A 22,814-nucleotide genomic window follows, 5' to 3' on the forward strand; every position below is an offset into this window, starting at 1 on the left:
CTTCTCGGTCTGTAGCAAGCTGAGAATCGCACTTCCCCGAATCACTGTCAAGAGTCGTGGCGCCGTTTCGGCGAGCCAATTTCTTTTGCCTGATTGAAAGGTGAGGGAAATGGAGAGGGGATACGCGACGACGCCCTTTGGGCGGCGGCCGATGACGCTTGCCTTGGTGCAAGCGAATGCGGCATCACGAGAGATTCCGGACGGCGCTCTTGTCGAGAAATGGCAGGTCTATCGTTGGTTGTGCGAAGGCAAGACTGTCGTAGGTGTGGGAGATCGCGCTCTGGCCGTGCTGAGCGGGCTCTTGTCTTTCTATCCGGACGATCAGATCAGCGAGGAAAACGGCCTGATGGTCTTTCCTTCGAATGCGCAGCTGTCGCTTCGCACGCACGGCATGCCCAGTTCCACATTGCGGCGACACTTGGCCGAGCTGGTGAGTTGCGGCCTGGTCATCCGTCGGGACAGCCCAAACGGCAAAAGGTTTGCCCGGAAGGGAAAGGGTGGCGCTATTGCGGAAGCGTTCGGATTTTCGCTAGCGCCGCTGCTGACGCGGGCTGCTGAGTTCCAGCATGCTGCCGAACAGGTGCGCGCCGACGCCCTGGCTCTCAGGTTGATGAGGGAGCGGATTACGCTCCATCGTCGCGACATCCACAAACTTGTCGAGGCTGCGATCGAGGAGGACGTTCCTGGCGACTGGGGAGGCGTCTGGAGACGGTTTAGAGCCATTGTGGATGCAATCCCGCGGCGGGCAGGGTTGTCAGAACTGGAGGCAATTGTAGCCGATCTGACCATACTTCATGACGAAGTGGATATGATGCTGGAAAGCTTCATGAATTCCACGAATCCTAGCGCCAATGAGTCCCAAAATGAGCGGCAGCAATCTGATTCAAACACAGACTCCAATTTTGTATTTGAACCAGCTTTCGAGAAAAGCAGGGCGGCGGTCGAGCCAAGGCAAGGAACGGATGAGAAGCTGAAAAGCTATCCAATAGGGCTGGTGCTGAAAGCGTGCCCCGAAATCTCAGACTACGCCGTGCGCGGGATCGGAAACTGGCGCGATTTGATGATCACCGCGGCCCAGGTGCGAGGCTACCTTGGTATTTCGCCCTCAGCATACGAGGAGGCTTGCCATGAGATGGGCCAGGAGGTCGCCGCCATCGTAATTGCCTGCATCTTGCAGCGGGCCCAGCACATCAACTCGGCCGGCGGTTATCTGCGGGTTTTGACCGAAAAGGCGAGGGCAGGGCAGTTTTCCGTCGGACCTATGCTGATGGCCGCCCTGAAGGCGAATGGCGTGACGGCGAGGATGGCCGGATGAGAATTGCGAGCGCCGCTGGACGACCGGGCTAGGTAGTATTTTGCGATGCTGACGGTGATAGGTTCGCACAGGGCGTGCCGCACAGCGACCGACAACTCTGACGATCCGGCTGTGGGCTTTTCTGTCGGAAGAGGGGAGGGGATTGGCACGATGGCATCCTCTCATAGGTCGCTGATCCACGGATTCGCCTCCACCGCTATCGATAAGAGGTGATTATCGATAGCGAGAAAGCCGCCGAAGATACTGTGTCGCTTTCACGTCCCGAGTTCAATTGAAGCGATAAGGCGGAAAATCCTGCCCTCCCGCAGCACCGTGAGGCGGGCCCGGCCGGGGGAGGGGCCCTTTTCAAAGCCCGGACGCCTTAGTGAGGTTGGTGCGGAACCGATCGCGACGGCGCTGATATTTGCGGGTCATCTCGGCCGAGGCGTGGCCAAGTTGCTTCTGCACGTAACGTTCCTCGATGTCGGCCGACGAGGCGAGGCCGGCGCGCAGCGAGTGCCCTGAGAACAGCAGCGCACGTTCCCCTTCCGGAAGATCGGAGCGGATGCCGGCGGCGAGCGCGGTCTGTTTGACCAGGCGGGCGACGTGTTTGTCGCTGAGCCGCTCGACGTCGACGGTCTTGTTGTCCTTGAAGATGCGGCGGAAGAGGGGCCCCTTCGCGATGCGGCCGAAGCGGATCCAACTCTCAAGGGCGGCGACGGGGCAGGTCTGATCGGAAGCGCCGCGGCCGACCTCAACCTCGCGCCAGCCCGTCTTGCCGCGCAGCGTCACCAGGACGCCCTGGTCAGGAAAAATCTCGATCCAGCCGGCGCCGTCGCTGTGATCATCGCGGACGACGTCGAGGCCGACGATTTCGGAACGGCGTAGGCCGCCGGCGAAGCCCAGGAGCAAAATAGCGCGGTCGCGCAGGCCGCGCAGATCATGGCTGAGCGTGGCGACCATCGCCTTGATATCGTCGCCGAGCACAGCCTCCTTTTGCCGCGGCGGTTTTGCGTGCTTGCGGCGAATGCCGGCAAGCACGGTGGCAATATGGCGATCGGCGCGATCCATGGGCACGCCGCGCTGGGTAAAGTTCCAGGCAAGGCCGGAGAGGCGCCGCTCGATCGTCGCGACCGAGAGGGCAGGGGCGCCGCGTTTCGGATCACCGGCAGCGGTGTCAATGACACTGCCTGAGGCGCAGGCGCCAATATAGAGGCCGATGACCTGGCTGGAGGGCGGCAGCGGATTGAACCCTTCCCGACGGCACCAGGAGGTGAAATGCCGCCAGTCCTTGGCGTAGGCATTTTGCGTGTTCTCGGAACTGGCGGCCTTCGCGTAGCTTGTCGCGGTCGCGACGAGGGCTTCCAGGGGCGCCGGGACACGGGGTGTCGGTCCCGAGGCGGGGGGTAAGGCGCCCATCTCCATGACCAGATCGACGATGTCGGGCAGATCGCCCTCTGGATGGTCGGAGGCGCTATCGTCGATTTTGGGGGTGTTTTCCGGAGACTCTGCCATGATTTGGCAGGCTAGCCGCATACGTCCGATAAGGCAAGCTTACCGGACATGATTGTGTGGCGACAGGTGCGGCGGATTGCTGCCATTTGTGTTGTAATAAGCGCCGCAATGAATCATCATGTCGACGATGATTCTGCGCCCGAAATCGCCCCTACGCCGTCACGTCACGCAGTCCGGCGCCGCCCCGGCCGCTCCGACTGTCACCGTGCCGAGCTGGCTGCGAAAGGCGGTGGAGGCGGCGCAAACCGTTGAGGATGCTACCCTGGCCACCGGCGCGGCCATCGCCACGCTGGATGCGGTTGTGCGCCGCGACGAAAAATGGGCCGGCGCCTGGCGCCAGCGCCTCGCGCTCGCCGCGGCTGCGGCGACGGCGCGGCATACGGGGCGCGTCGAGGATGAAGCGGCGCTGCGCGATTCTTTCCTCCTCACCCGCCCCGGCGACGACGTTGGGCCGGGCGGCCTTTTGCTCCTCGGCTGGCGCCGGCTGGCAGCGCGGCCCGCAGAGGAGCTTCTGACGAAGAAAAGTCTCGCCGCGGTGTTGGAGGAATTCGGTTTTTTCGCCCGCGACGGCGCGGCGGTCAGCGATCTGGCGGACGCGCTGCGGCGGCTCGCCACGACCGAAGGCGCAGTCGGGATGCTGACAGGCGCCTACGCGGCCGTCGAGGGCCACGGCCTGCCACGCGCCATGGGACCCTGGCTTGCCGACGCCTTGCTGGCGCAGCGGCTCGGCTGGAGCCATGCAGTACCCGTGCTGACCAGCGAGCCAAAGGGGGGCGAAAGTTCCAGTCGGGCGCGCCTCCCGGCGGGTACCCCTTCGGCCGCGGCCTCGTATCCGGCGAAGTTCTTGCTTGCCGCGCAGGCGCACGCGGCGCTGCTCGCCATCGATCTCTCGGCGGAGCTCGAACGCCGCGCGGATCGGTTGCTCGCCGTCGCACCAAAACTCAGAGCCAAGGGGGCGGACACCGTCGTCGACCGATTGCTGAACGACGACGCGCTCGTTGCATCGCGCGGCGACAAAAGCACCGGGATGAGCGACCGTGGCCTGCGCCGCCTGTTCGACCGCCTGGTCGAGCTCGGCGCTGTCCGCGAACTCTCTGGTCGAGCGACCTTCCGCATCTACGGGCTGTGAGAAACGATGGCCGAGGCGACGCACGCGCGACGAGCGAAAGGCCGACCAGACGACGGTCGGTCAGGCGACCGCCTGTTTGACCGCGAGTTGGATCACCTGCCGCCGGAAGCGCGCTGGCGCGAATGGATGAACCGCGTCGAGGCGACGATTTTCGCGGCCAGCGAACCGGTCAGCCGCGAGACGCTGGCCCGCATCGTCGGAAAAAGCTGCAGCATCGACCTTTTGATCGACGACATCCGGGAGGAACTGCGTGGCCGGCCCTACGACCTGGTCGCCGTCGCCGGCGGTTTTCGGCACCTGACGCGGCCGGCCTATGCCGACGCCATCCGCAGTGCATTTGGCACGGCCGTCGGCGGCAATGAACGGGCGGCCGATCTGACGCAGTCGGAGGTGCTGGTGCTGATGTGCATCGCCTACTTCCAGCCGATCACGCGTGGAGAATTGTCGTCTTTCTTCGGCAAGGAGATCAGTCGCGACCTGATCGGCCATCTGCGCGGCGCCGGCCTGATCGCCTCCGGCCCGCGCAGCCCGACGCCGGGCGCGCCCTATACCTATGTCACGACGAAAGAATTCCTGCTCGAGTTCGGGTTCGACACACTGCGCGATCTGCCCGACGTCGAGGCGCTCGAGGATGCGGGGCTGCTGTCGAAGGAAAAGCTGCTCGCGGGCGACATCTTGCCGGCAGTCGAAACCGAAATGAGAGCCGACGACGAATTCAGCTGAGTGACATCAACCACGACCGGTTAACGCGCCACACGAGGTTTCGCATGAGAATCGATTACAAGGGCTACAGGATTCACACTTGGATCGACGACGATACCAACCATGCCCAGATGCTCAAGGGCAAGAAGGGACCGGCTCTATGTCGACATCGATCCCATTGAGGCCGGGCATGGGCGGCACCCGTCGAGCAAGCGCTTCATGGGCGATATAGTAAAGAAGTTCCAGTTCTCGGGCACCGAAACAGAGCAGCTTGTGCAGGTTGCCCAGATCTGGATCGACTCCTGCACACTTTGTCGCTCCGCCCAGTCCCATTGCCGCCGGCTTCAAATCAGGTACAAAAACAGACGCTGCCGACTTTACTTTTCGGCATCGCGCCGAGGCAAGGAATTAGGAAGTTCCTTTGGGAGTTTGTCTGTCGGGGGAGCCAACTGATACATCAAGGAATAGGCAAATACATAAAGAAACAGGAATGCTGAAAAAGCCAATGGTGCAGTGCCTGCTCGGCTCACCCTCAATTGCCTTCTCGTGAAATTGCCATGTGCAGTCGTCGCAACGCCATCGAGAATGATAACCACAAGCGCCAGGATAATCATGAGGTGTCCAACCGCATCGATCTTTCCGAATTCAGCAATTGCCGAGGTGAATATCGCCAACAGCACTATTGAAGCCAATATCTGGCTCGCTCTGCCGAACAGAACGAGGAAGGCTGCGACGAACTCCACGAATCCAGCCAAAATGATGTATTCATGATGGTCTATGCCGAGAGCTAGATAGCTATGCTTCTCCAGCAGCAGCATGGTCCAGGACCAATAGAGCCACTTCTCAACCGCAGCCCAAAGGAGCGTGGCCGATAGCGAGACGACAAGGATCATGTCAGCATGACGGTAGAAACGTTCCAGGCGGGCCGACTGGATGATCAGATAGACCGCGATGCCGAGGAACAACGGATAATCCATCATATGGAACACCCCATAATCATGGATGCCATAGGCGTACAATCCAATCAAACCTGCGCCAGAGATCAGGGTCGTTGGCCAGGTCAGGGTGCACAGGGCCAGGAAAAATTGCAGCCAGCCGATATAGGTGCTGCTGATCCTTAGCTCAGGCGTGAGGATAATTCCTCCAAGCAGCCACAGTGCCCAAAGAAATAGCCCTAGCCCGATGCGAAGGAGATCCGGCGATGCCCTCCGCCAATGTTCAAACTGACGCATGTAGTCGGCGTAGGCAGGCCAGGAGGCGAGCCAGGCATCGAACCAGAACATTACGATGACAAAGCACATCGAAAGCAGTACCGACCCGATGAACAGCGGGTTGATGAGCGACGAAAGCGGCTGAGGGGGCATGCCCAGGTCGTATGCAGAGAACCACTTCACATGGGCAAAGGCGGGATCGGTGCCTAGAGCTACTAAAAAAGCGACTGCGTACAAAAGTATAATCCTGGCTGCGCAGGATCCACATGCGGCGCCGGAAGGCAGGATTTTTCCCCTGCCCGGATAAATCCAATTGAGCATCGGAAAACCGAACCCATCGATCATATGTTGGACCTTTAGACTTGAACTCACTGCTGCTCCGATACCATTTTCTGGACCGCCGGAAGGTAGAATTTCCCGGCTTTCTCACGATCGCGGGCTGGTGGCGCCATCGGGATTGAGCAACGAGATCGGGCCTTGTGCCCGATCGCCCCATGCCGGCGCACCTCGTTGTAGTATCTGCGCTAATCCGCGTGAGGCCGACACCGCGCTTTTCAGGCAGGCCGTGCACTCACGGCTTCCCACGCGGCCACATTTCAAACAACGTGAAAACGCCGCCCAAACTGCTCGCAGGTGCCAGGTTCCAGGACGGCATCGAGGTCATCGAAATGAAGCCGCAAAGCGCCGCTTGATCAACCCAGTCTCCCAAATTCCGTCATAGCTCTGTCATGGATGCTCTCGACCATGTCGCCGATCACCTCCAAGATCCGACGCTTTTGCTCTTCGAATATCCCTGGCCATGCTGGATCGTGATCGACGACTTTATCGCATTCATTTAGGCAACGTGGCCGCCAGGAGTTTCGGCGGCTTGCCTGATTCGCACAGCTGCCGAAATACGCTCAGCCTTGCGCTGGCGATCGCGTGAGTTTGCCCGCGGGGGGTAAGTGTTCGACGGCTCGCCGGTCGCAATGACCGAGATCCGTTTCTGGTTGAGGTCGCTGAGGGTATCCGCGTTGTAAGGCCGAGGCGCTGAAAGCGGCGAATGTTAGGGTCCGATCTCATGCTGCGATTGTCGCTCTGTTGAAGGCGCCAGCATTTTGCCGCGGACGGACGCTTACATTGTCGATCAGCCGGGTTTGTCCAAGCCAGATGGCGGCGAGCAGTCGTGCGGGACGGTCGAGCGCCGCCATTGGCATTAGGTCCTCGTCGGCACGCAGTTCGAGATATTCCACGCGCTCAAAACCCGCAGCAAGTATGGTCTGGCGCGCGACGGCAAGAACGCGTGCAACGGGGTCTCCGTCTGTCAGTTGCTCGCTCGCTTCGTGAAGGATTTCGGCCAGTCGCGGTGCTGCCTGGCGCTCGGCTTCGCGTAGCCGCACATTGCGGGACGACATCGCCAGTCCATCGCTTTCGCGCACTGTCGGACAGGCGACGATCTCGATCGGAACGTCGAGGTCGCGCACGAGTTGGCGCACCACATGCAACTGCTGAAAGTCTTTCTCGCCGAAGAAAGCGAGGTCGGCGCCAGTCTGCAGGAAAAGCTTTGTCACGACTGTCGCCACACCATCGAAATGGCCCGGCCGGAATGCACCGCACAAGCCCTCGCTCACCCCGCTCACGGATACAGTCGTGGCAAAGCTCTTCGGATACATGTCCAGCGCATCCGGTGCATAGAGGACGATATGGGCTCCAACCGACGCCAGCTTCGCAGCATCGTCATGTTCAGTACGCGGATATGCTTGGAGATCGGCAAGGCTGTTGAACTGCTTCGGATTGACGAACAGCGTTACGATCACCCGGTCGGCCTTGGCGAGGGCTGCTCGCACCAAGCTGAGGTGTCCGTCGTGGAGGGCGCCCATGGTAGGAACCAGGGCAACCTTCAAGCCCTCTCGGCGCCACACGGCTACGATGCTGCGCAGTTCCGCAACTGTGCGAAGGATGGGAATGCTCACGCCGACGCTCCTCTTCTACCCGCCTCGGGCGCGCCGCCAACCACATGGCCAGCGGAAATCGGTGCTCGTGCCTCTTGCGCACTTTGCACTCGCCGCCTCGACTTCGCCCGTAGACGTGCCGGGCCATCTCAAGGTCCTTCCGCAACGTCAGGCAATGATGCATTTGCCACATTTTTGTGCAAGTGCGAAAGAGAAAATTGCAGCGCACAATAATTTGCCGACGATGTTCTCGCGTGGGTCCGACGTGAGTGTCCTCTAGTTAGTTCGCGGGTTTCGGCGCCGGTTGACGGGCGCTATTGCGCCCGATTTGGCACGCGGTGCGCTCAGACTTGGAGATCCCGTGTTTCACGTGTTCGGTTGATATTCCAAAGCCGGTCTGCTGTCCGGCGCGGGAAGCCGCTGCTGTTTGCCCAGCAGCGCTGGCCGAGGGCCGCTTGCGTCCCAGCACCAGGTTTGAAGCTCGCAGCTTGAAATCAGATGGTCGAATTCCGACCGCACGGCCCCCTTAGCATCGTACGGTACGACGAAAAGGGCCGTTCCCTGCCAGTCAGCGTCGGTCAGAAGACCAAACGCCATCGGCGCCGCCGGCAAGGCGTTGTAGCGCAACGTTTTCACAAATCGCCGATGCTCCCTGGTCAGGACCTCGATCAAATCCTTTTTGTCGTTGTGCTGAACAGAATCCAATTCTCCGTCACTTTCAGAAAGCCGATTTCGTCGATCGACATGATGCCGAACGGCTTCCGCATGACCGTTGCGTTAATGATCAGGTGCGAATTTTCGTGCAGTCGCAACAGGTCGAATTCCGCTGCAAAGAGCTTCGGCACCGCCTTGAACATTTTCTCATCCAAGAAGACCGGCGCGTCGGGCATATGGTGCCGAGGCAAGTCGTCAATCTCGGCGCGGTGCTCGAACTGGCGTCGATGGCTATTTGCGTGCGACCTTGCATCGCGTCGTGACGCCGCCGCCGGCGTCCAGGGCTTCCGTTCCGTTTTTCTTAGGCGCGGCGGGAATGCGACCATGCCGCTTCTGAGCCTGCCGAAAGAATGGCGGCCGAGGCCCGCGGACCGGCAAGTGGTCGGGCACCGTTGTTCCGACATGTCACCTGAAAAGCCGACTGCGTTCGTATGCCGATGTGGCACGCCGGTACCATGTCGTCTTCAAGTTTGCGGTCGGAGCACGAATCTTTGCCGTTTCGCGCTTTCTTTGGAATGTAATTCGTCGCCAAAGCCCTGAAATGAGCTCAGAAAGACAAAATCGTTCGGCGGTTTTCCTCCCATTCCGCTAAACGGTGTTCCCCTCTGAAGGTTTTGACCTTCCTTTGGCCGGGCCGCATTCGAGCCCGGCCTTTTTTGTTCGACGGTCTGCTTTGTTCAGATCTGCTGGAACCCGTTTCGCTAGGTCAGTCTTTCCGAAACAAGACGGTTTGCATTCGCAGCCGATGTTATTAACGCGTCATGCGAAATCTGGCGGTCGACCTAGGATTGCCAAGTCCGCTCGCTTCGTTAAATTGAGGCGCTAGAGCAGTCCGATCGGGAGGCCATTCTCGGAGCCCAAAGGATCACCTGTAACCTCTAGATATCCCGCCCAAACCCCCAATGGCCCAGCGTTACGACATAGAGAAGACGCCCGAAGGCACGTGGGACATTATCGACGTCTTCACGGGGCTGCCGGTCGTCGAGGTGGGCGTCCCCTTAATCGACATGCCTATCGAAGAGGCCGACGACTTGGTCGACCTTCTCAACTGCCGCGACAGGACACGGCGGGGCGATATTCAGCTCTCTCGTAAGGCGCAATTTCATCAACCATTCGGTAGTGCGTCAGCATCTGGTCGGCCTCAATGAAAAACGCCGAACGAAACGCTTGGTTCGCGTAGCGGAGGCGATCGAAGCTGTCACACGCGCCGCCAATACGGGGCGTATTATCGTACAGATCGGAAAGCTTGCTGTGTCATCCATGCCCAATTTCTAGAGGGCCGAAGCTTAAGAGAAAATCGCCGGCCGTCCGGCGCTCGCGGCCCAGTTCTCCGCCGCATGGGGTTGGTCCCGATGCGCGCGGCCTCAAGTCTTCGGAATGTCGAAGCCCGCAGCCTGCTTATCCAGATATTGGATGGTCGGGCTCAATGACGGGGAAGGTGAAGAATTGACTGATAGGGTTTGCGCGCTGAGCTTGTCGGCCGCTCTTTCGAAAGCGTCATTTGAGGCGCTTCCTCTCCCCCGTGCAACTTGAACATGCGCTAAGTATGTCTTGGGGAGAGTGAGGACGCTTGCAGATATTCGACAGGATCGACTCGCGGATTGACGCAGAAGATTTCGGGGCCGCAATCGAAGAGACGCGCGCCCTGCTGCTTCAGCTTGAACAAAGGTCTGACGCGCTCACACATGCGATCGACGACTTTCTGCTCGATCTGATGACGCTGGCGTTCATTGTTGAATCTTACGGACGCGGCTTTGAACTTTTGGCGCGAACGCTTGCCCGTAGAAGACTGGCAAAGGTCAGGCTTCTGTCGGGAGGGGTCGACTCCGCCAGGCAGAAATGACCCCTAAAGTCCGATGGCTGAAGCTTCGCCCCACTTTGCGCACAGTGACGAAGGTAATGGTACCGCCAAAAAAACAGGGCCATCGGAAAACCGAGGCCCTTTAGGTGTGAAGGTTGAAACCTCCAGAGGAACAGCTGACGCGATGGAAATGGGAGGAAACCATCGTGTGCACCAGCTGTAGCCCTAGTGGCTAAAAGTTGTGCAATGCGCAAACACATTTTGTGCAGTGCAGCTATGCAAGAACGGCGAGGCTCCCTACTTCCCCCAAATTTGCGCCTGGAATGTTCGCGCTGTCCCCCGTGTGCGTGCCCGGTGCAATGCGGCGGACACCTGAAAAGCGCGATCCCGGCAGGAAGGCTTTGCCTGGGTAGTTCGGAAGATTTGGCTGCAGAGGCGCCCACACGGTTCCCCTAGCAGACCTTGAAGTCGCCTTCCCCGGAACTAAAGCCGATCAGCCTGTCGGCATTGGGACACACCGGGCATATGAAATAAATCGGCTGCCCGTTCGCATGACCTCCCTCAACTTGAAAACCACGTCGTGTTGGCCGGTCTGAAAAAGCTCGTATCGGGCCTTTTTATTTTCGAAGTCGTCTTGCCTGTTCAAATCACGGCTAAGGGCTTTGATAGCTTCGCTAAGCTGCACGTCATCATGTTCGCAGCCGTCAATTCGGTGGCAAGCGTGTTGAGAAGCGTGGCATATCAGCCGCAATCTCCTATATACTTGGCGGATGGCAAGGGAGCCAACATGCGAATTTCGGACGATGACTATTACACCTTGGACCATTTCATCTCCGCAGTCCTAACAAGGGTGCGAGATGGCCACTGTTCTGCCGGCGAAGGTCGCTCGGCAATTATGCACACGTTGACAGCGTGGGATCGCGAGAACTGGCAAGAATTCGGGCCGTGGATGACGATGATGATGGAACAATGGAAATCCGACAATGCCAACCGGACCTAAAGGCTTCAAACTGGCGACTACCCGAGAGGGTTCAAGTCCTTCACGCGGCACAATCCACCCTACTTTTAGCTGTTGTGAATATCTGCGCTATGGGGCACGATTTCCCGTCGCAACCGGCGTGAGGCATTCCCGATGCTAAGTCTTGCTGTGAAGATTGACGCGTTGTTGCGGAAATTGGTTACGACAATCGGCCCCACCGTTTTTGCGTTAATCTGATTGTCGACCGGACCTAAAGGCCAAGAAGCGCCGAAAACAGTCAGGACGACGGGCCTGCGATGCGGTCGGGCAGACAAAGCCGTCCGACCAAATGGAAGAAGGTGCCGGTTCTAATGTGGCCCTTGGGCGAGGTGCTGACCTTCGGTCTCGGGTTGCCTTAAAAGAATCAGGCGGCCTTGCGTTCCTTCAACGCCTTCTCAAAGGCATCCTTGATCGGCTTGGATACGTCATCGCCAGCTCTCACCATCAATGCCTGGAGGGCCTTGGCCTGCTCGGAGGCCTTCTCGATCTGTTTGCGCAGGAATGCGGCCTGCAGTTCGAAGAACTCGGACGGCGACTTCACGGCAACCAGGGCCTCGAGGTGCGTGAAGCCGGCTTCGGCATTGGCTTGCAGAGCGGCAATCGTCTTCAGGAGCATCTCGTTGCTGGTGGTCTTGGCCATTTCAAAGGTGGAGTCGAAAGCCCTTTGAGTCGTTTCGACGTCCGAGCTCAATTTGGAAAATGCCTCCTTCGACCGCTCAAGGCCCTGTTCGGCGACAGCGCGGATTTGCTCGACAGACTTGGAGGAGTCGAAGGCAGGGGAGCCGGCGTTTTCGATCGTTTCGGTATTGCCGATGATCTTGGACATTTTTCCATCCTTTTCCAGGGGCGGCCTCAAAACAAAGCCGTCTCCACCATGTACGAAATCGCCGCAACGGATTTATGAAGCTGCCATGAATTTGCGCGAGCGGCTGTGCCTGGCGCTACACGAATACCCCCAAGAACATTCTCGAACGCTGGGCGTGGCTTGCCACACGTCTTCGCCGACGGCGGCTATGTTGGACCGAAGCTTGAGGGCCCGATGCAAAAGGTCGGCACGTTCACCGTGAAGATCGTCACGCGGACGGATAAAGCCAAGGGCTTCGAGGTCCTGCCGAGTGGCTGGGTCGTGGAGCGCGCATTTCGCATGGCTGGGGCGATGCCGCAGGCTGGCCAGGGACAGGGAGAAATCCATCGCTTCCACAGAAGCCTTGATGTAAGTCGCTCGCATTCGCCTGTGGGGCGAGACCTTATGGCAGCGTAGTGCCGTAAGATGAGATACTTTCGACCAACCCCTCCGGGATTGCGGAGCGGCAAGGAGGAGTGCCCCGCCAGCGTGGTGATTGTGGCAGCCTTGAGGTGTGGTGTTGCTCTCGGAACGTCTGGAGTACGACTGAGCTCGCCGAGCAGAATCGGCGGCAAGTTCCATCGTCCGGGGTTGCGGCGATGCCGCCCACGGCAGCACACCAGACGTCAAATTGAAGATAGGATAACGATCCTATCTCTTGCGCCTGCCAACAAAATAGAATATGACTATAGGTAGTCATAATGAGACGTCGACATGAGAGAGATTCAGTTGAAGGACGCGAAGGCCACCTTGTCCGCGGTGGTCGACCAGGCCGTTGCCGGAGAGCCTTCCGTGATCACCCGCCACGGCAAGCCGGAGGCCGTGCTTGTGTCTTTCGAAGAATGGGAGAGGGTTTCCAAGGTGCCCAGCTTTGCAGACCTCCTGCTAGCCTTCCCGGGCGACGGCGACGACATTCCGGAACGGAGGCGCAAGCCCGCCCGCGCTTTGCGTGAGGGCCTCTAGCCCGTGTATCTGCTGGACACGAATATCGTGTCGGCCGACGCGCCGACGAAACAGGAAGTCGGCTTGCAGCCGTTCGCCGACTGGCTGCGCAAGAACAATGACCATCTGTACATGTCGACGGTCACGGTCGCGGAGATCGAGGCGGGCATTGCCCGCGCCGTCAGGATCGGCGCGACGACGAAGACAGTACGGCTGCGCCGCTGGCTCGCCGCCGTCGAGCAGCTCTATGCTGGCCGCATCCTGCCGTTCGGCATCGACGAGGCCCGCCACGCCGGCGCCATCATTGACCGGGCGCGGGCGCATGATCCCGTCTTCGAAGACATCGCGATAGCCGCCACGGCGGCAGCGCGAGGCTACATGGTCCTGACGGCAAACGAGCGGCATTTTCAGCCGCTCGGGGTGCCGTGGGCGAACCCGCTCAAGGAACTCCCGGCTTAGTCCCCGCGCTCGAAACGAGCGACCGCGAAGCCGTTGGTCTCGAACCCGTATTGATCGCGGTCGTGGATGTAATCTGCCCACTGATCGCGGTTGTTCGCCCGCGCCGAAATTCGCACCGAGATACCTGTTTCTTGCGGCGCGCGGGTCGTTCCTTCCTCAAGTTGAGGTAGCCGAGATCGCCCGGCGTTGTAACTTGGCTCGTTTCGAACAACCTTCAGGTAACCGTTCAATGGCCAGAAAGCCCGTATAATCCCCTGATGACCCTGCCAGCTCGATGGAAATCAATCCATATTCCTGCCAGATACGACAACGGCCGATATCCGAACCGAGCCTGGCTGCTCTGCGATTTCACCGCGATCGTCGCATGCGGTCAAATATCGTATGTCGCCCAAAACCATCCCGAATCCAGATTAATGCGGCTCAAGCAGTGGCGGAGGAGCGGTAGCAGCTGGAACTTGGTTTGAAGGATGGGCCTAAGCCCGGTCCGGAAGCGTGGCTGACCAGTGCCTGCTCTCGATCAAGGTCCTTACGACCTTGGGGATCAGCTTGCGGACCACAGACACGGCTGGAGAGCGCTCATCTTTCGGGTTGACGGCAAGCACAACGGAACGGGTGATCACTGGATCGATGATCTTAACGGTGCGGACCTGGCCTTGAGACGCCTCTTTCTGAATGGCCGACGGGGTAAGGATGGAATACGCCTTTCCTTCCATGACCAGTCCAGCACACAACCGTGCTGGGCAACGACATCCGCCACCGACCGCCGGACATTGTTGCGCATGGGAACCGCCAGCGATAAAGGACAGCCAGGTTGAAACGGCCAGTATCTGACGCTGCTAAAGGCGCAGGGCTTGAGCACTCATGAGGCCCACCGCCTTCCACCGGATGCCCGCCAGGGAATCCTTCTTCGGCGCCTCGGCGATCATGGCTTCGGTGGTGACCAGCAGGCTGGCGACCGAGGTCGCATCCTGAAGACCCGTGCGCACAACCTTGACCAGGTCGACGATGTCCATGGCGATCATGTGGCCATGGGCGCCGGTCTGGGCGTTGTAGCCGAGGGTCGCATCCTTGTTGTCGAGGATCTTGCCGGCAACCATCGATGCTTCCGCACTGGCGTTGGCCGCGATCTGGCGGGCCGGAGCCTGCAGCGCACGACGGCGGCGCAATCCGGGATACACGGCGGCCATGGAGATTGCCTCAGAAGCGGCGCCCAATCGGAAACGTTAGCACCTCCGCGTTTTGTCGTGGCTGCTTGAACTCTTCGTCAGCAACCGCCTCAATTAACAGGTCCAAGACTTCGCGTCCCCTCCGGCTCATCGGGTCATCGCCACGAAGGTAGTCATACGCTCGATCTAAATGCACTCGGGCGGCGGAAAAATCGCTTGTCATAGAACCCTCTCAATAGGCGCCCGCATTTACGCGATGTACGAGGTGAGAGTCGCGCAATCGTCAAGATCCACAGACGGATTTGATTTAAATCGGGGATGACTGGGGAGTAGCCAAGACGCCCCCCCACGGTCACTGAACCGGCCGACATCAAGGCTGAGGTCTCGGCATTCCTCGCGCGCCTGGAGGCCGGAATCCCCTGAGATGATGCCGCCGTCGAGCCCGCGACGATCACTCGCTAGACTAGCGCTCGGTCGGATCATAAATGCCGAGCAACCCGTTCCGAGACCATCTCTTACCTCCGTCATTCGATGCAGACGCGGAACCGGCCCCGATCTTGCGGCGTAGAGCCAGAATGCGGCCGCCAGGCCCCAGGTTGGTTGGCTCCAATCACGCCAGGACGATGATGGGCCACACCGGTGCCGCAGGCGACCTCATCGGCGACACGCTGGTACTTTCATGGCAGCGGAGCGAGGAAACAGGATGCCGCGAAGTCCGGCGGTGATGACCAGATCCGCAAGTTTCCAGGATGACGGAACGTTCTTATCGATGCGGACAATCTGGTCCCAGAAACAATCCCATTCCGTCCAGGCGTCTGGATCGAATGCCTGCGAGAGGTCTGCATGCGTGTTTCAGAAATTCGTGGACACCCATTCCGCTAATTCGCGGTTCCGACGAAAGCCGAACAGTGTTCGTTCCACATGCGCCTCGTCAATCTCGTCGGGAATGGATCGGCCATGCTTGCCTATGGCCAGGCCAACGAAATCGGGACCTTCCGAGTCGATGTGCTAGTCATCTGAATCTAAAATTCGCTGCATAATGTTTGTTCGGCCTTTTGACAGAAGCGCTTGACTGATGAGAGGATGTCGTCGGCGGATTTGACCCAGCGATAGGGCTTTGGGTTCTCATTGTGCCGCTCAATGAAGGTGCGGATGTCGGCTTCGAGTTTGCTGATCGAGGTGTGGACGCCGCGGCGCAGCTGCTTGCGGGTGAGCTCGGCAAACCAGCGTTCGACCTGGTTGATCCAGGATGCCGATGTCGGCGTGAAGTGGACATGGTAGCGCGGCCGTCGCGCCAGCCATGACCTGACCAGCGCGGTTTTATGAGTCGCGTAGTTATCCATCACGATGTGGACGTCGAGGTTCGGCGGAATACTGGCATCGACCTGCTTCAGGAAGTCCAGGAACTCGGTGGCCCGGTGCCGTTTGTAGCACTTGCCAATAACGAAGCCGGAGGCGACGTCGAGCGCTGCAAACAGCGAGGTCGTGCCGTGCCGGACATAGCTATGTGTCCGGCGCTCGGAAATGCCCGGCATCATCGGCAGGACGGGTTGCTCACGGTCGAGCGCCTGAATCTGGCTCACATGGGGATTTGCGGGTCAAGATGTTCGGATCAGGATTCGATGGTAAATCTCCGCTCGTTACTGCGTATCCAAGGTCTGAGCCCGTTTGCGTGACCCGGCCCGTTTCCGATGCCGCTTCAAACTCACATCCGGTCGCCGCTCTCATCGGCCGCACCAATATCCCGCTTGCGTCGGGCAAAGGCTCAGGAGGGCGGGACCATTCTTTTCTTCGGCTTTTTAAGCCAAGCCAAATTGCCGGTCCGCTCACCTGGATCCGCCGGAGCTGATCAAGCTCCGGAAGATTGAAAGGGGGAAGCGTTTGTTTTCAGGCCGTTACCTCGGCTCCTTCCGGCACAACCCCGGCGGTCACATATTTCCAGAAGGCGATCAGCAACTTTCGCGCCAAGGCAACGATCAGCACTTTCCGAACTCGGCCACCATTGAGCTGTACACGCTGATGAAACCACAGGGTCAGCATCGAACGGGGCTGATGCCTTACCCACAACCAAGCGAGCTGGATCATGGTCGTTCGCAGCCGGGGGTTTCCGGCTTTGGAGACACCTTGTTCGTGCGCGACGGATCCGCTCCGCCAGGGCGTCGGCGCCAATCCGGCATAAGCGGCAACCTGCCGTCGGTTGGAAAAGCTTCGGAACAATCCCTCCGACCACAGGACGCCGGCGAATTCCGGGCCAATCCCCTTCAAATTCTTTAACATTGCTCCTGGCGCTGGCGTGCCTTCGTGCGACGGGCTGAGCACAGCATCCCGTTCAGCCTCTACGGACTTGATCTGCTGAAGTGTGAGTTCGAGACGATCAAGTTCGCGCCCGATCTGTGCCTTCAAATGCTCAGGCAGCGGACGACCGTCGCCGGTCCTGAGTTCCTCAAGCCGTTCCCGTCTTTTGCGCGATAACGGCTCATAGTCTGAGATGCCCTGGGCGAAGAGCAGCCCCTTGATCCGATTGACGTGCTCGACCCGTTCCGCTGTCACCCGGCGGCGATCCTCCTCTTGTGGGGTCGGTGCTCGAACCATGGCGCACACCCGCGGCTCGCCTCGCTTGTACGCCAGCAACGCACGCACCAGAGCTTCCCCGTCGATCTTGTCAGTCTTCGCCCGTCGACGTCGGCGCGACGTCGCAATTGAAGCGGGGTCCACGACGTGGCTTTCGGCCCGTCCGTCCTGCAGCAAGCGGTGGATCCAAAAGCCGTCGAGGCCCGCCTCTTGAATCACGATGATTGGAACGACCTGCCCAATGCGGACCTGCACCTTGTCCTTGAGCTGAGAGAACCGTGCCCATGGTTTAGCAACCTCACTCTGCCAGAGCGTCGGTCGCTATCCACTCCCCATGGGATCTCTTCTCGTCGACGCTGAGCACGAGCGCCCTATTGGGTGGCGACAGGTAGAGCCCCAACGATGTCGCGCACCTTGTCGACGAACAGGGGATCACTCGACAACTTGAACGTCTCCGAGCGGTGCGGTTGCAGCCCGAAGGCGGTCCAGATCCTGCGGATCGTCGTGTGCGAGAAGCCGGTCGCACCGGCCATCGATCGGATCGACCAATGGGTCGCATCGCTGGGCGTGGAGCGCAACGTCCGCTCGATCACGGCGGCGACCTGATCGTCATCGATCGTACGGGGCCTGCCTGGCCGGGCTTCGTCCAGCAGACCCTCCACGCGATCCTTGAGGAAGCGGCGCCTCCACTTGCCGACCGTATGCTCATGCACCCCCAGCTCAGCTGCGACGGTCTTGCTGGCAATGCCGTCGGCGCAACGAAGAATGATCCGGCACCGCTCGGACATGGATCGCGCTACACGCTGCCGACGCACCTGTCGTTCCAGATATTCGCGCTCTTCCAGCCCCAGAACCAGAGGCGCCGTCGGTCGGCCTGTCGCGTTCGCCATCGCTGCACCCTCCATCAAATAGGCGAACAGCTTACAATGTAACGAACTTTAGTTCCAGATGACTAGGCTGTGGCGTGCTTTGATCAGACCGGGTCGGGACCTTCCGATGCGAGCAGCAGTGCAACTTCGACGCGGTTTCGGCCTTTGTGCTTGGCCTTGTAAAGGGCGGTGTCGGCGGCGAGAAGCAGGCCTTCCGGCATCCTGATCGTCCCGCCCGATCGTGACAGTGCGGTCGCTGAACCGATGCTGACGGTGACGTGTCCGCCGCCTTCCGGGTTGTCGTCATGAGGCAGGCCGAGGTTTTCGATTGCGATCCTCAGCCGCTCCGCTATTTCGAGCGCTCCCTCGCTGTCGGTATCAGGCAAGATGACGGCGAGTTCTTCCCCGCCGTATCGCGATGCCAGATCCCCAGGACGATGAAGCACGTCTTTCATAGCGGCAGCGACGGCACGAAGACAATCATCGCCTACCTGATGACCGTATTTGTCATTAAAGCCTTTGAAACGATCGATATCGAGCAACAGCAAGGACATCTGTCCAGCGCTGCCAACGGTGCGCCGCCATTCCCTGTCCAGGGTCTCATCGAAGGCTCGGCGGTTGCCGAGGCCGGTCAGCCCGTCCGTCATCGCAAGCGAGCGGAGTTGTTCTTCGAGCCGTTTGCGTTCTGTAATATCTCTCATGATCAGCACGAAGTCGCCAGGAACGCCAGTTAGCGGATCACGCACGATGCGCGCCTTGGTCTCCACCCAGACGGTTTTCCCATCCTTCCGTCGAATCTCGATCGCAAGCGGCTCGCCTTCATCTGCCCCGGCAAGCAAGAGCGCGGCTGCCGCGGCGATGTTTTGAAGATGCTCGGGCGGAACGAACACCTCCGGACCATGCCCCACCATCTCCTCCGGCAGCCATCCCAGAAGTCGGGTGCATGACGGTGAAACGTAGCGTGCCTTCGTGTCCGGTCCGAGTTGCATGATGACGTCACCGCTGTTCTCAGTGAGCATCCGGAAATTCGTCTCCTCCGGGAGAATGTCCGAAGGGATAGCACGGCCGGCCGGCGATTGCCCGGACCCGGTGCGACCAAAAGCCTTGCGAATAAGCTGTGACGCGGATGGCAGGCGCATATTTATCTCCTCTTCGGACACTTTTGTGGGGGGCGCCGCAGCATTCTTTATCGGTTGTTCAAGCCACCCCAGGGAGGGTTTCTGTCAGGCGCTCCGATCGATTGGGTTCGCTTCGCCCGCCATCCAAGCCTCCTCAGCAGGCGGTCGCCCGAACCGCTTCAAAAGCCCTTTCGCGATCTGACGCGGCACCGCTTGCGAAAACAGATATCCCTGACCAAGCTGACACCCGATCTCCGCAAGTAAGACGGCCTGGGTTTCGTTCTCGATGCCTTCGGCGATGACCTGGATATTGAGCTTGCGAGCGATGCCGACCAAGCCCTCGACGATCGCCAGGCTCGGATCTCCCTGGACAAGGCGATCAATGAACGATTTGTCGATCTTGATGATATCGACCGGCACCGTCAGCAAATGCGTGAGCGAAGCGAAACCGGTTCCGAAATCATCGAGTGCGACACGCAGGCCATGGGCTCGCAACGCCTTGATCTCCCGAGCGACGACCGGATCGCGCTGGCCGAGATAGACCGACTCCGTGACCTCCAAAATGATGTGCTTCAACGGAACGTTCTCGCGGCCGAAGGCGGCTTGAAGACGCGCGTAAAGCGTGCCGCTATGAAAATCGGCTGAGGTAATGTTGATGCCGACATGCTGCAACGGAATACCTTGATCCAGCCACGCGCGCGCATCCGTTGCGACGATCGCCATCATGCGTTCCGTAAGATTCGAGGCGACGCTGACATCGGACGTCGCCTGGTGAAAAGCAGCGGCGGAAACGACCTCGCCATCCGGCTTGCGAAGGCGGCATAGGGCCTCCATGCCGACGATCGCGCGGGTGTCGAGCCGCAGGATCGGCTGATAGAACGCGTCGATCCGGCCTTCGCGCAATGCCACGTCAACATCGCGGATCACCTCGATCCGGGTCTTGATTGCGCTGCCGATTCCCGGCGAGTACAGCACGAAGCCGCCTCGCGAAGTTTCCTTGGCGTGGTAGAGCGCGAAATCAGCGTTTTGGCGCACGCTTTTCGCATCGACGTCCCCCGCTGACAACACTGCGCCGCCGATGGTAGCCCGTGCCAGGATCATGTGCCCGTCGCAGTCGGCGGGCACAGCGAGAGTGTCGAGAATATGACGCGCCGTGCTCTCAATGCCGGCGGGCGCTACGGCTCGCTGAAGGATTACGACGAACTCGTCGCCGCCCATGCGGAACAAACGGTCAGGCGCTACGCTTTCGGCGACACGTGAAGCCACGGCCTGTAGCAAAGCATCGCCAGCCGCATGGCCGAAGGTGTCGTTGATGGGTTTGAGGTTGTCGAGGTCGATGATCAGGACCGCCCAGGCGCCCGGTTGGACACAGGACAGCCGCTCAAGGGCGACGTCCAAGCTGGCCCGGTTCGGCAGGTTGGTGAGGGCATCAACATAGGCGCCGTGCTCTCGCTCGATGACCCGCTTGTGACGCTCAAGCGCGATGGCGCACAGGGAGGTAGACGAGGCGACGATCTTTTCCTCACGAGGCGTGGGGGCCGCGCTTCTCCGTAAAGTACAGGGCAAAGGTGCCGAGCACGGCGCCCTCTGCGTCGCAGATCGGGCTCGACCAGCAGGCCTTCAGGCCCAGTGCCAGGACAGGCTCCTTGAAGCTGACCCAGCCCGGGTCGGTCGCGATGTCCTTCGCAGCCACCGCCTTTCCGAAATAGGCCGCACTGCCGCAGGAGCCCACAAGCGGGCCAATCATCAGGCCCTCGAGAAGAGCCACATATTCATTCGGGAAGCTGGACCCTGGGAGAGGATGCAACAGGCCGTTACCGTCAACGCGCAGAACGGAACATCTGACGCCCGGCAACAGTTTCTCGATCTGCTGGGAAAGACGGTCCGTCGTCGCTTCGAGCGTTTCGCCCCGGGCGATCATTTCGAGAATAGTGTTCTGGAGATGCAGCACGTTAACCCGCCAATCCGCGTTCCTGAATACCCTGCTGGCATTCCTGGTGAAATCCCTTTGAGGAGTCGCAGTGTACGAGATGATAATGTCGCGCAATTCTTTATAAGTTGGACGAACCCGTTTCCGCGGGAGGATCCACCACAGCGACGGGCGGCGAGTGAAGGCGGTCTCAGTGTTCCCGTGCGTCCGCCACGCGCCTTGAGCGCCATACGTTAGCGATCGCTGGTGCTCCAGATATTGGAAGGTCGGCCATCACTGAAGGAGAGACCATGGTTGCAGACCGCATCTGGCTTCCCCTCCAACCAGTCGCACTAGCTCCAAGCATTGAGAGCGGTGAAGCTTCCCCTAACGCGCACCTTTCCTCGTTACTCCGGCGATGCATTCCTCAAGGCACTCAAGGCGGAACTTCGCATTGCGAAGCTCAAGTCCGACATCCAAACGTCGATGGCGTCCTTGAGGTGTGACCGCAATGAGGTCGCGCTCCAGTTCCGCAATGCGCCCGTACCTGACGAGCGTCGTCCTCACGCGACGCCTTCATCCATCCACGCCCGCGCATCATTGTCGAAGCCGGAGGTCCCCATCGCGTTGCGCGAATTAGGTCCGTCGCGGACCAAATCGGGGGGATCGCGCTCCTTTAGCAGCCTAGCAACAATCCCGGCGCAATTACTTTTCGTCACCCGTCGATCTTGGCCCGTGGGAACGCCCTCTTTGCGCGAAAATGATAGAGCTAGAATTTTATTGTATTTGGTTGATCCGATTTTACAGAACAATCATCCATGTCGTAGCCAAACTTGTTTCTTGGTGAAACCTGTGGCTCGTCTTCTCGTTGTCGGAAGTGCAGTGCTTTGAATCTGTAATTGCCGTATATAAAAGGGAGGCATCAAATGACAAGAATATTCAAATGTCTCGCTGGCAGCCTTGCCAGCGGAGCGGTTCTCGCAATTCTTTGCATGCCAGCCAATGCCGCTGGAATTAGTATAGGTGGCATTGGCGGCGTATCCGTCGGGGGGCGGAAGCGCTGGCGCCAACGTCGGCGGGTCCGGTGCACCAGCAAACGGTAGTGCTAATGCCTCAATCGGTGCCGACAGCGCCAACGCGACTGCCTCAATCGGCAGCTCCGGCGTGGCGCCTGCTGTCGGAGGAACGAACGGTGTTGCCAATGTAACTCTGGGGACCGACAACGCCACCGCAGCGGTCGGAACCGGAACCGGGACCGGCCTCGGTGTCGGGGCCACTCCGTCGACCATCGGGACTCCCAGCAATCCCAATCCGCCTGGCATCTCTGCCAACATATCGAGCGGCCAACTGGCGCGGATGAAGAAGCGCTGCGTCGATGTCATCAACAACGAAGGCACCTATGATAACGACCTGCGTCAACTCTGCCTGCAAGTCGCTCGGCGCTGAAGAGAAGATCTGAAAACCTTCTGGAGCTGCTGACACTCCAGCTTCGAAGGAGGAGGCCCGCCGCGTCGAAAGCCGCGGAATCCATCTCGAGCGGGCCGACTGGATCATGGCGACCGGGCGGGGTCCCTCTGCTCGGCAGGCATGATCGCGGCGTCCGCCACAAGAGCGATATGAC

16 protein-coding genes and 8 pseudogenes are annotated in these 22,814 nt (G+C 59.8%); 10 read left to right on the top strand and 14 right to left on the bottom strand.

Annotated elements, in window-relative coordinates:
- The first annotated feature begins 109 nt into the window (after positions 1 to 109).
- Positions 110 to 1,315 carry a plasmid replication protein RepC gene (gene repC / locus ABID19_RS28425; RefSeq protein WP_263805036.1) on the top strand — a complete coding sequence of 402 codons (1,206 nt, stop codon included), beginning with the start codon at positions 110 to 112 and terminating at the stop codon, positions 1,313 to 1,315.
- Between the two features lie 345 nt (positions 1,316 to 1,660).
- Here repC and ABID19_RS28430 read toward each other — a convergent pair whose 3' ends face one another.
- On the bottom strand, positions 1,661 to 2,809 hold the full coding sequence (locus ABID19_RS28430; protein WP_263805035.1) for a site-specific integrase: 1,149 nt from the start codon (positions 2,807 to 2,809) through the stop codon (positions 1,661 to 1,663).
- Positions 2,810 to 2,927: 118 nt separating this feature from the next.
- Here ABID19_RS28430 and ABID19_RS28435 point away from each other — a divergent pair, with 118 nt between their 5' ends.
- Positions 2,928 to 3,938, top strand: a complete 1,011-nt coding sequence (locus ABID19_RS28435) for a DUF1403 family protein (RefSeq protein WP_263805033.1) — start codon at positions 2,928 to 2,930, stop codon at positions 3,936 to 3,938.
- Between the two features lie 6 nt (positions 3,939 to 3,944).
- Complete coding sequence (scpB, locus tag ABID19_RS28440; RefSeq protein WP_263805032.1) at positions 3,945 to 4,661, top strand: SMC-Scp complex subunit ScpB; 717 nt, start codon at positions 3,945 to 3,947, stop codon at positions 4,659 to 4,661.
- Positions 4,662 to 5,017: 356 nt separating this feature from the next.
- Here scpB and ABID19_RS28445 read toward each other — a convergent pair whose 3' ends face one another.
- From ABID19_RS28445 to ABID19_RS28455, 3 genes and pseudogenes are all read right to left on the bottom strand, one after another.
- Positions 5,018 to 6,196, bottom strand: coding sequence for a hypothetical protein (locus ABID19_RS28445; protein ID WP_263805031.1), 1,179 nt, complete (start codon positions 6,194 to 6,196; stop codon positions 5,018 to 5,020).
- A 713-nt stretch (positions 6,197 to 6,909) separates the two neighbouring features.
- Positions 6,910 to 7,803, bottom strand: coding sequence for a pantoate--beta-alanine ligase (panC, locus tag ABID19_RS28450; protein WP_263805030.1), 894 nt, complete (start codon positions 7,801 to 7,803; stop codon positions 6,910 to 6,912).
- 345 nt (positions 7,804 to 8,148) lie between these two features.
- Positions 8,149 to 8,900, bottom strand: a pseudogene (locus tag ABID19_RS28455) (DUF1173 family protein).
- A gap of 498 nt (positions 8,901 to 9,398) precedes the next feature.
- Here ABID19_RS28455 and ABID19_RS28460 point away from each other — a divergent pair.
- The 3 genes from ABID19_RS28460 to ABID19_RS28470 all read left to right on the top strand — a co-directional run bounded on the left by ABID19_RS28460 (position 9,399) and on the right by ABID19_RS28470 (position 11,297).
- Complete coding sequence (locus tag ABID19_RS28460; protein ID WP_263805026.1) at positions 9,399 to 9,644, top strand: hypothetical protein; 246 nt, start codon at positions 9,399 to 9,401, stop codon at positions 9,642 to 9,644.
- Between the two features lie 422 nt (positions 9,645 to 10,066).
- Positions 10,067 to 10,339, top strand: a complete 273-nt coding sequence (locus ABID19_RS28465; protein ID WP_263805025.1) for a hypothetical protein — start codon at positions 10,067 to 10,069, stop codon at positions 10,337 to 10,339.
- A 538-nt stretch (positions 10,340 to 10,877) separates the two neighbouring features.
- Entirely contained in the window at positions 10,878 to 11,297 is a 420-nt protein-coding gene (locus tag ABID19_RS28470) for a hypothetical protein (protein ID WP_354494169.1), read from the top strand.
- 382 nt (positions 11,298 to 11,679) lie between these two features.
- Here ABID19_RS28470 and ABID19_RS28475 read toward each other — a convergent pair whose 3' ends face one another.
- Complete coding sequence (locus ABID19_RS28475) at positions 11,680 to 12,141, bottom strand: phasin (RefSeq protein ID WP_263805022.1); 462 nt, start codon at positions 12,139 to 12,141, stop codon at positions 11,680 to 11,682.
- A 131-nt stretch (positions 12,142 to 12,272) separates the two neighbouring features.
- Between ABID19_RS28475 and ABID19_RS28480 the strand changes: the two are divergent.
- The 3 genes and pseudogenes from ABID19_RS28480 to ABID19_RS28490 form a co-directional block, all read left to right on the top strand.
- Positions 12,273 to 12,532, top strand: a pseudogene (locus ABID19_RS28480) (transposase); the annotation flags it as partial.
- Between the two features lie 341 nt (positions 12,533 to 12,873).
- Positions 12,874 to 13,122, top strand: a complete 249-nt coding sequence (locus ABID19_RS28485) for a type II toxin-antitoxin system Phd/YefM family antitoxin (RefSeq protein ID WP_263791350.1) — start codon at positions 12,874 to 12,876, stop codon at positions 13,120 to 13,122.
- Positions 13,123 to 13,125: 3 nt separating this feature from the next.
- Entirely contained in the window at positions 13,126 to 13,560 is a 435-nt protein-coding gene (locus tag ABID19_RS28490) for a PIN domain-containing protein (protein ID WP_263805020.1), read from the top strand.
- Here the strand turns inward: ABID19_RS28490 and ABID19_RS28495 are convergent.
- The 9 genes and pseudogenes from ABID19_RS28495 to ABID19_RS28535 all read right to left on the bottom strand — a co-directional run bounded on the left by ABID19_RS28495 (position 13,557) and on the right by ABID19_RS28535 (position 21,205).
- Positions 13,557 to 13,790: a hypothetical protein gene (locus tag ABID19_RS28495; RefSeq protein ID WP_263805018.1), complete on the bottom strand. Its 234-nt coding sequence runs from the start codon at positions 13,788 to 13,790 to the stop codon at positions 13,557 to 13,559. The two genes, ABID19_RS28490 and ABID19_RS28495, sit on opposite strands and share 4 nt — an antisense overlap.
- A gap of 243 nt (positions 13,791 to 14,033) precedes the next feature.
- Positions 14,034 to 14,353 (bottom strand): annotated as a pseudogene (locus tag ABID19_RS28500) (type 2 periplasmic-binding domain-containing protein); the annotation flags it as partial.
- Between the two features lie 43 nt (positions 14,354 to 14,396).
- Positions 14,397 to 14,717 (bottom strand): annotated as a pseudogene (locus ABID19_RS28505) (TCP-1/cpn60 chaperonin family protein); the annotation flags it as partial.
- Positions 14,718 to 14,757: 40 nt separating this feature from the next.
- On the bottom strand, positions 14,758 to 14,949 hold the full coding sequence (locus tag ABID19_RS28510) for a hypothetical protein (RefSeq protein WP_263805017.1): 192 nt from the start codon (positions 14,947 to 14,949) through the stop codon (positions 14,758 to 14,760).
- 799 nt (positions 14,950 to 15,748) lie between these two features.
- Positions 15,749 to 16,306 (bottom strand): annotated as a pseudogene (locus ABID19_RS28515) (IS630 family transposase); the annotation flags it as partial.
- A 307-nt stretch (positions 16,307 to 16,613) separates the two neighbouring features.
- A pseudogene (locus ABID19_RS28520) lies at positions 16,614 to 17,594 on the bottom strand (IS110 family RNA-guided transposase); the annotation flags it as partial.
- A 46-nt stretch (positions 17,595 to 17,640) separates the two neighbouring features.
- Positions 17,641 to 18,187: pseudogene (locus ABID19_RS28525) on the bottom strand (IS630 family transposase); the annotation flags it as partial.
- An 83-nt stretch (positions 18,188 to 18,270) separates the two neighbouring features.
- Positions 18,271 to 19,305, bottom strand: a complete 1,035-nt coding sequence (locus tag ABID19_RS28530) for a sensor domain-containing diguanylate cyclase (RefSeq protein WP_263805016.1) — start codon at positions 19,303 to 19,305, stop codon at positions 18,271 to 18,273.
- A gap of 84 nt (positions 19,306 to 19,389) precedes the next feature.
- A pseudogene (locus ABID19_RS28535) lies at positions 19,390 to 21,205 on the bottom strand (sensor domain-containing phosphodiesterase).
- Positions 21,206 to 22,357: 1,152 nt separating this feature from the next.
- On the opposite strand from ABID19_RS28535, the gene ABID19_RS28545 reads away from it, so the two are divergent.
- Positions 22,358 to 22,639 carry a hypothetical protein gene (locus ABID19_RS28545; protein WP_263805011.1) on the top strand — a complete coding sequence of 94 codons (282 nt, stop codon included), beginning with the start codon at positions 22,358 to 22,360 and terminating at the stop codon, positions 22,637 to 22,639.
- Positions 22,640 to 22,814: the final 175 nt, after the last annotated feature.

It is taken from the genome of Mesorhizobium robiniae, assembly GCF_040545535.1.
GTDB lineage: Bacteria > Pseudomonadota > Alphaproteobacteria > Rhizobiales > Rhizobiaceae > Mesorhizobium > Mesorhizobium robiniae.

What these genes read in the sequence shown, in the direction of transcription:
- repC (WP_263805036.1), top strand. Translation starts at nt 110, where the DNA reads ATGGAGAGGGGATACGCGACGACGCCCTTTGGGCGGCGGCCGATGACG.
- ABID19_RS28430 (WP_263805035.1), bottom strand. Translation starts at nt 2,809, where the DNA reads ATGGCAGAGTCTCCGGAAAACACCCCCAAAATCGACGATAGCGCCTCC.
- ABID19_RS28435 (WP_263805033.1), top strand. Translation starts at nt 2,928, where the DNA reads ATGTCGACGATGATTCTGCGCCCGAAATCGCCCCTACGCCGTCACGTC.
- scpB (WP_263805032.1), top strand. Translation starts at nt 3,945, where the DNA reads ATGGCCGAGGCGACGCACGCGCGACGAGCGAAAGGCCGACCAGACGAC.
- ABID19_RS28445 (WP_263805031.1), bottom strand. Translation starts at nt 6,196, where the DNA reads ATGATCGATGGGTTCGGTTTTCCGATGCTCAATTGGATTTATCCGGGC.
- ABID19_RS28460 (WP_263805026.1), top strand. Translation starts at nt 9,399, where the DNA reads ATGGCCCAGCGTTACGACATAGAGAAGACGCCCGAAGGCACGTGGGAC.
- ABID19_RS28475 (WP_263805022.1), bottom strand. Translation starts at nt 12,141, where the DNA reads ATGTCCAAGATCATCGGCAATACCGAAACGATCGAAAACGCCGGCTCC.
- ABID19_RS28485 (WP_263791350.1), top strand. Translation starts at nt 12,874, where the DNA reads ATGAGAGAGATTCAGTTGAAGGACGCGAAGGCCACCTTGTCCGCGGTG.
- ABID19_RS28510 (WP_263805017.1), bottom strand. Translation starts at nt 14,949, where the DNA reads ATGACAAGCGATTTTTCCGCCGCCCGAGTGCATTTAGATCGAGCGTAT.
- ABID19_RS28530 (WP_263805016.1), bottom strand. Translation starts at nt 19,305, where the DNA reads ATGCGCCTGCCATCCGCGTCACAGCTTATTCGCAAGGCTTTTGGTCGC.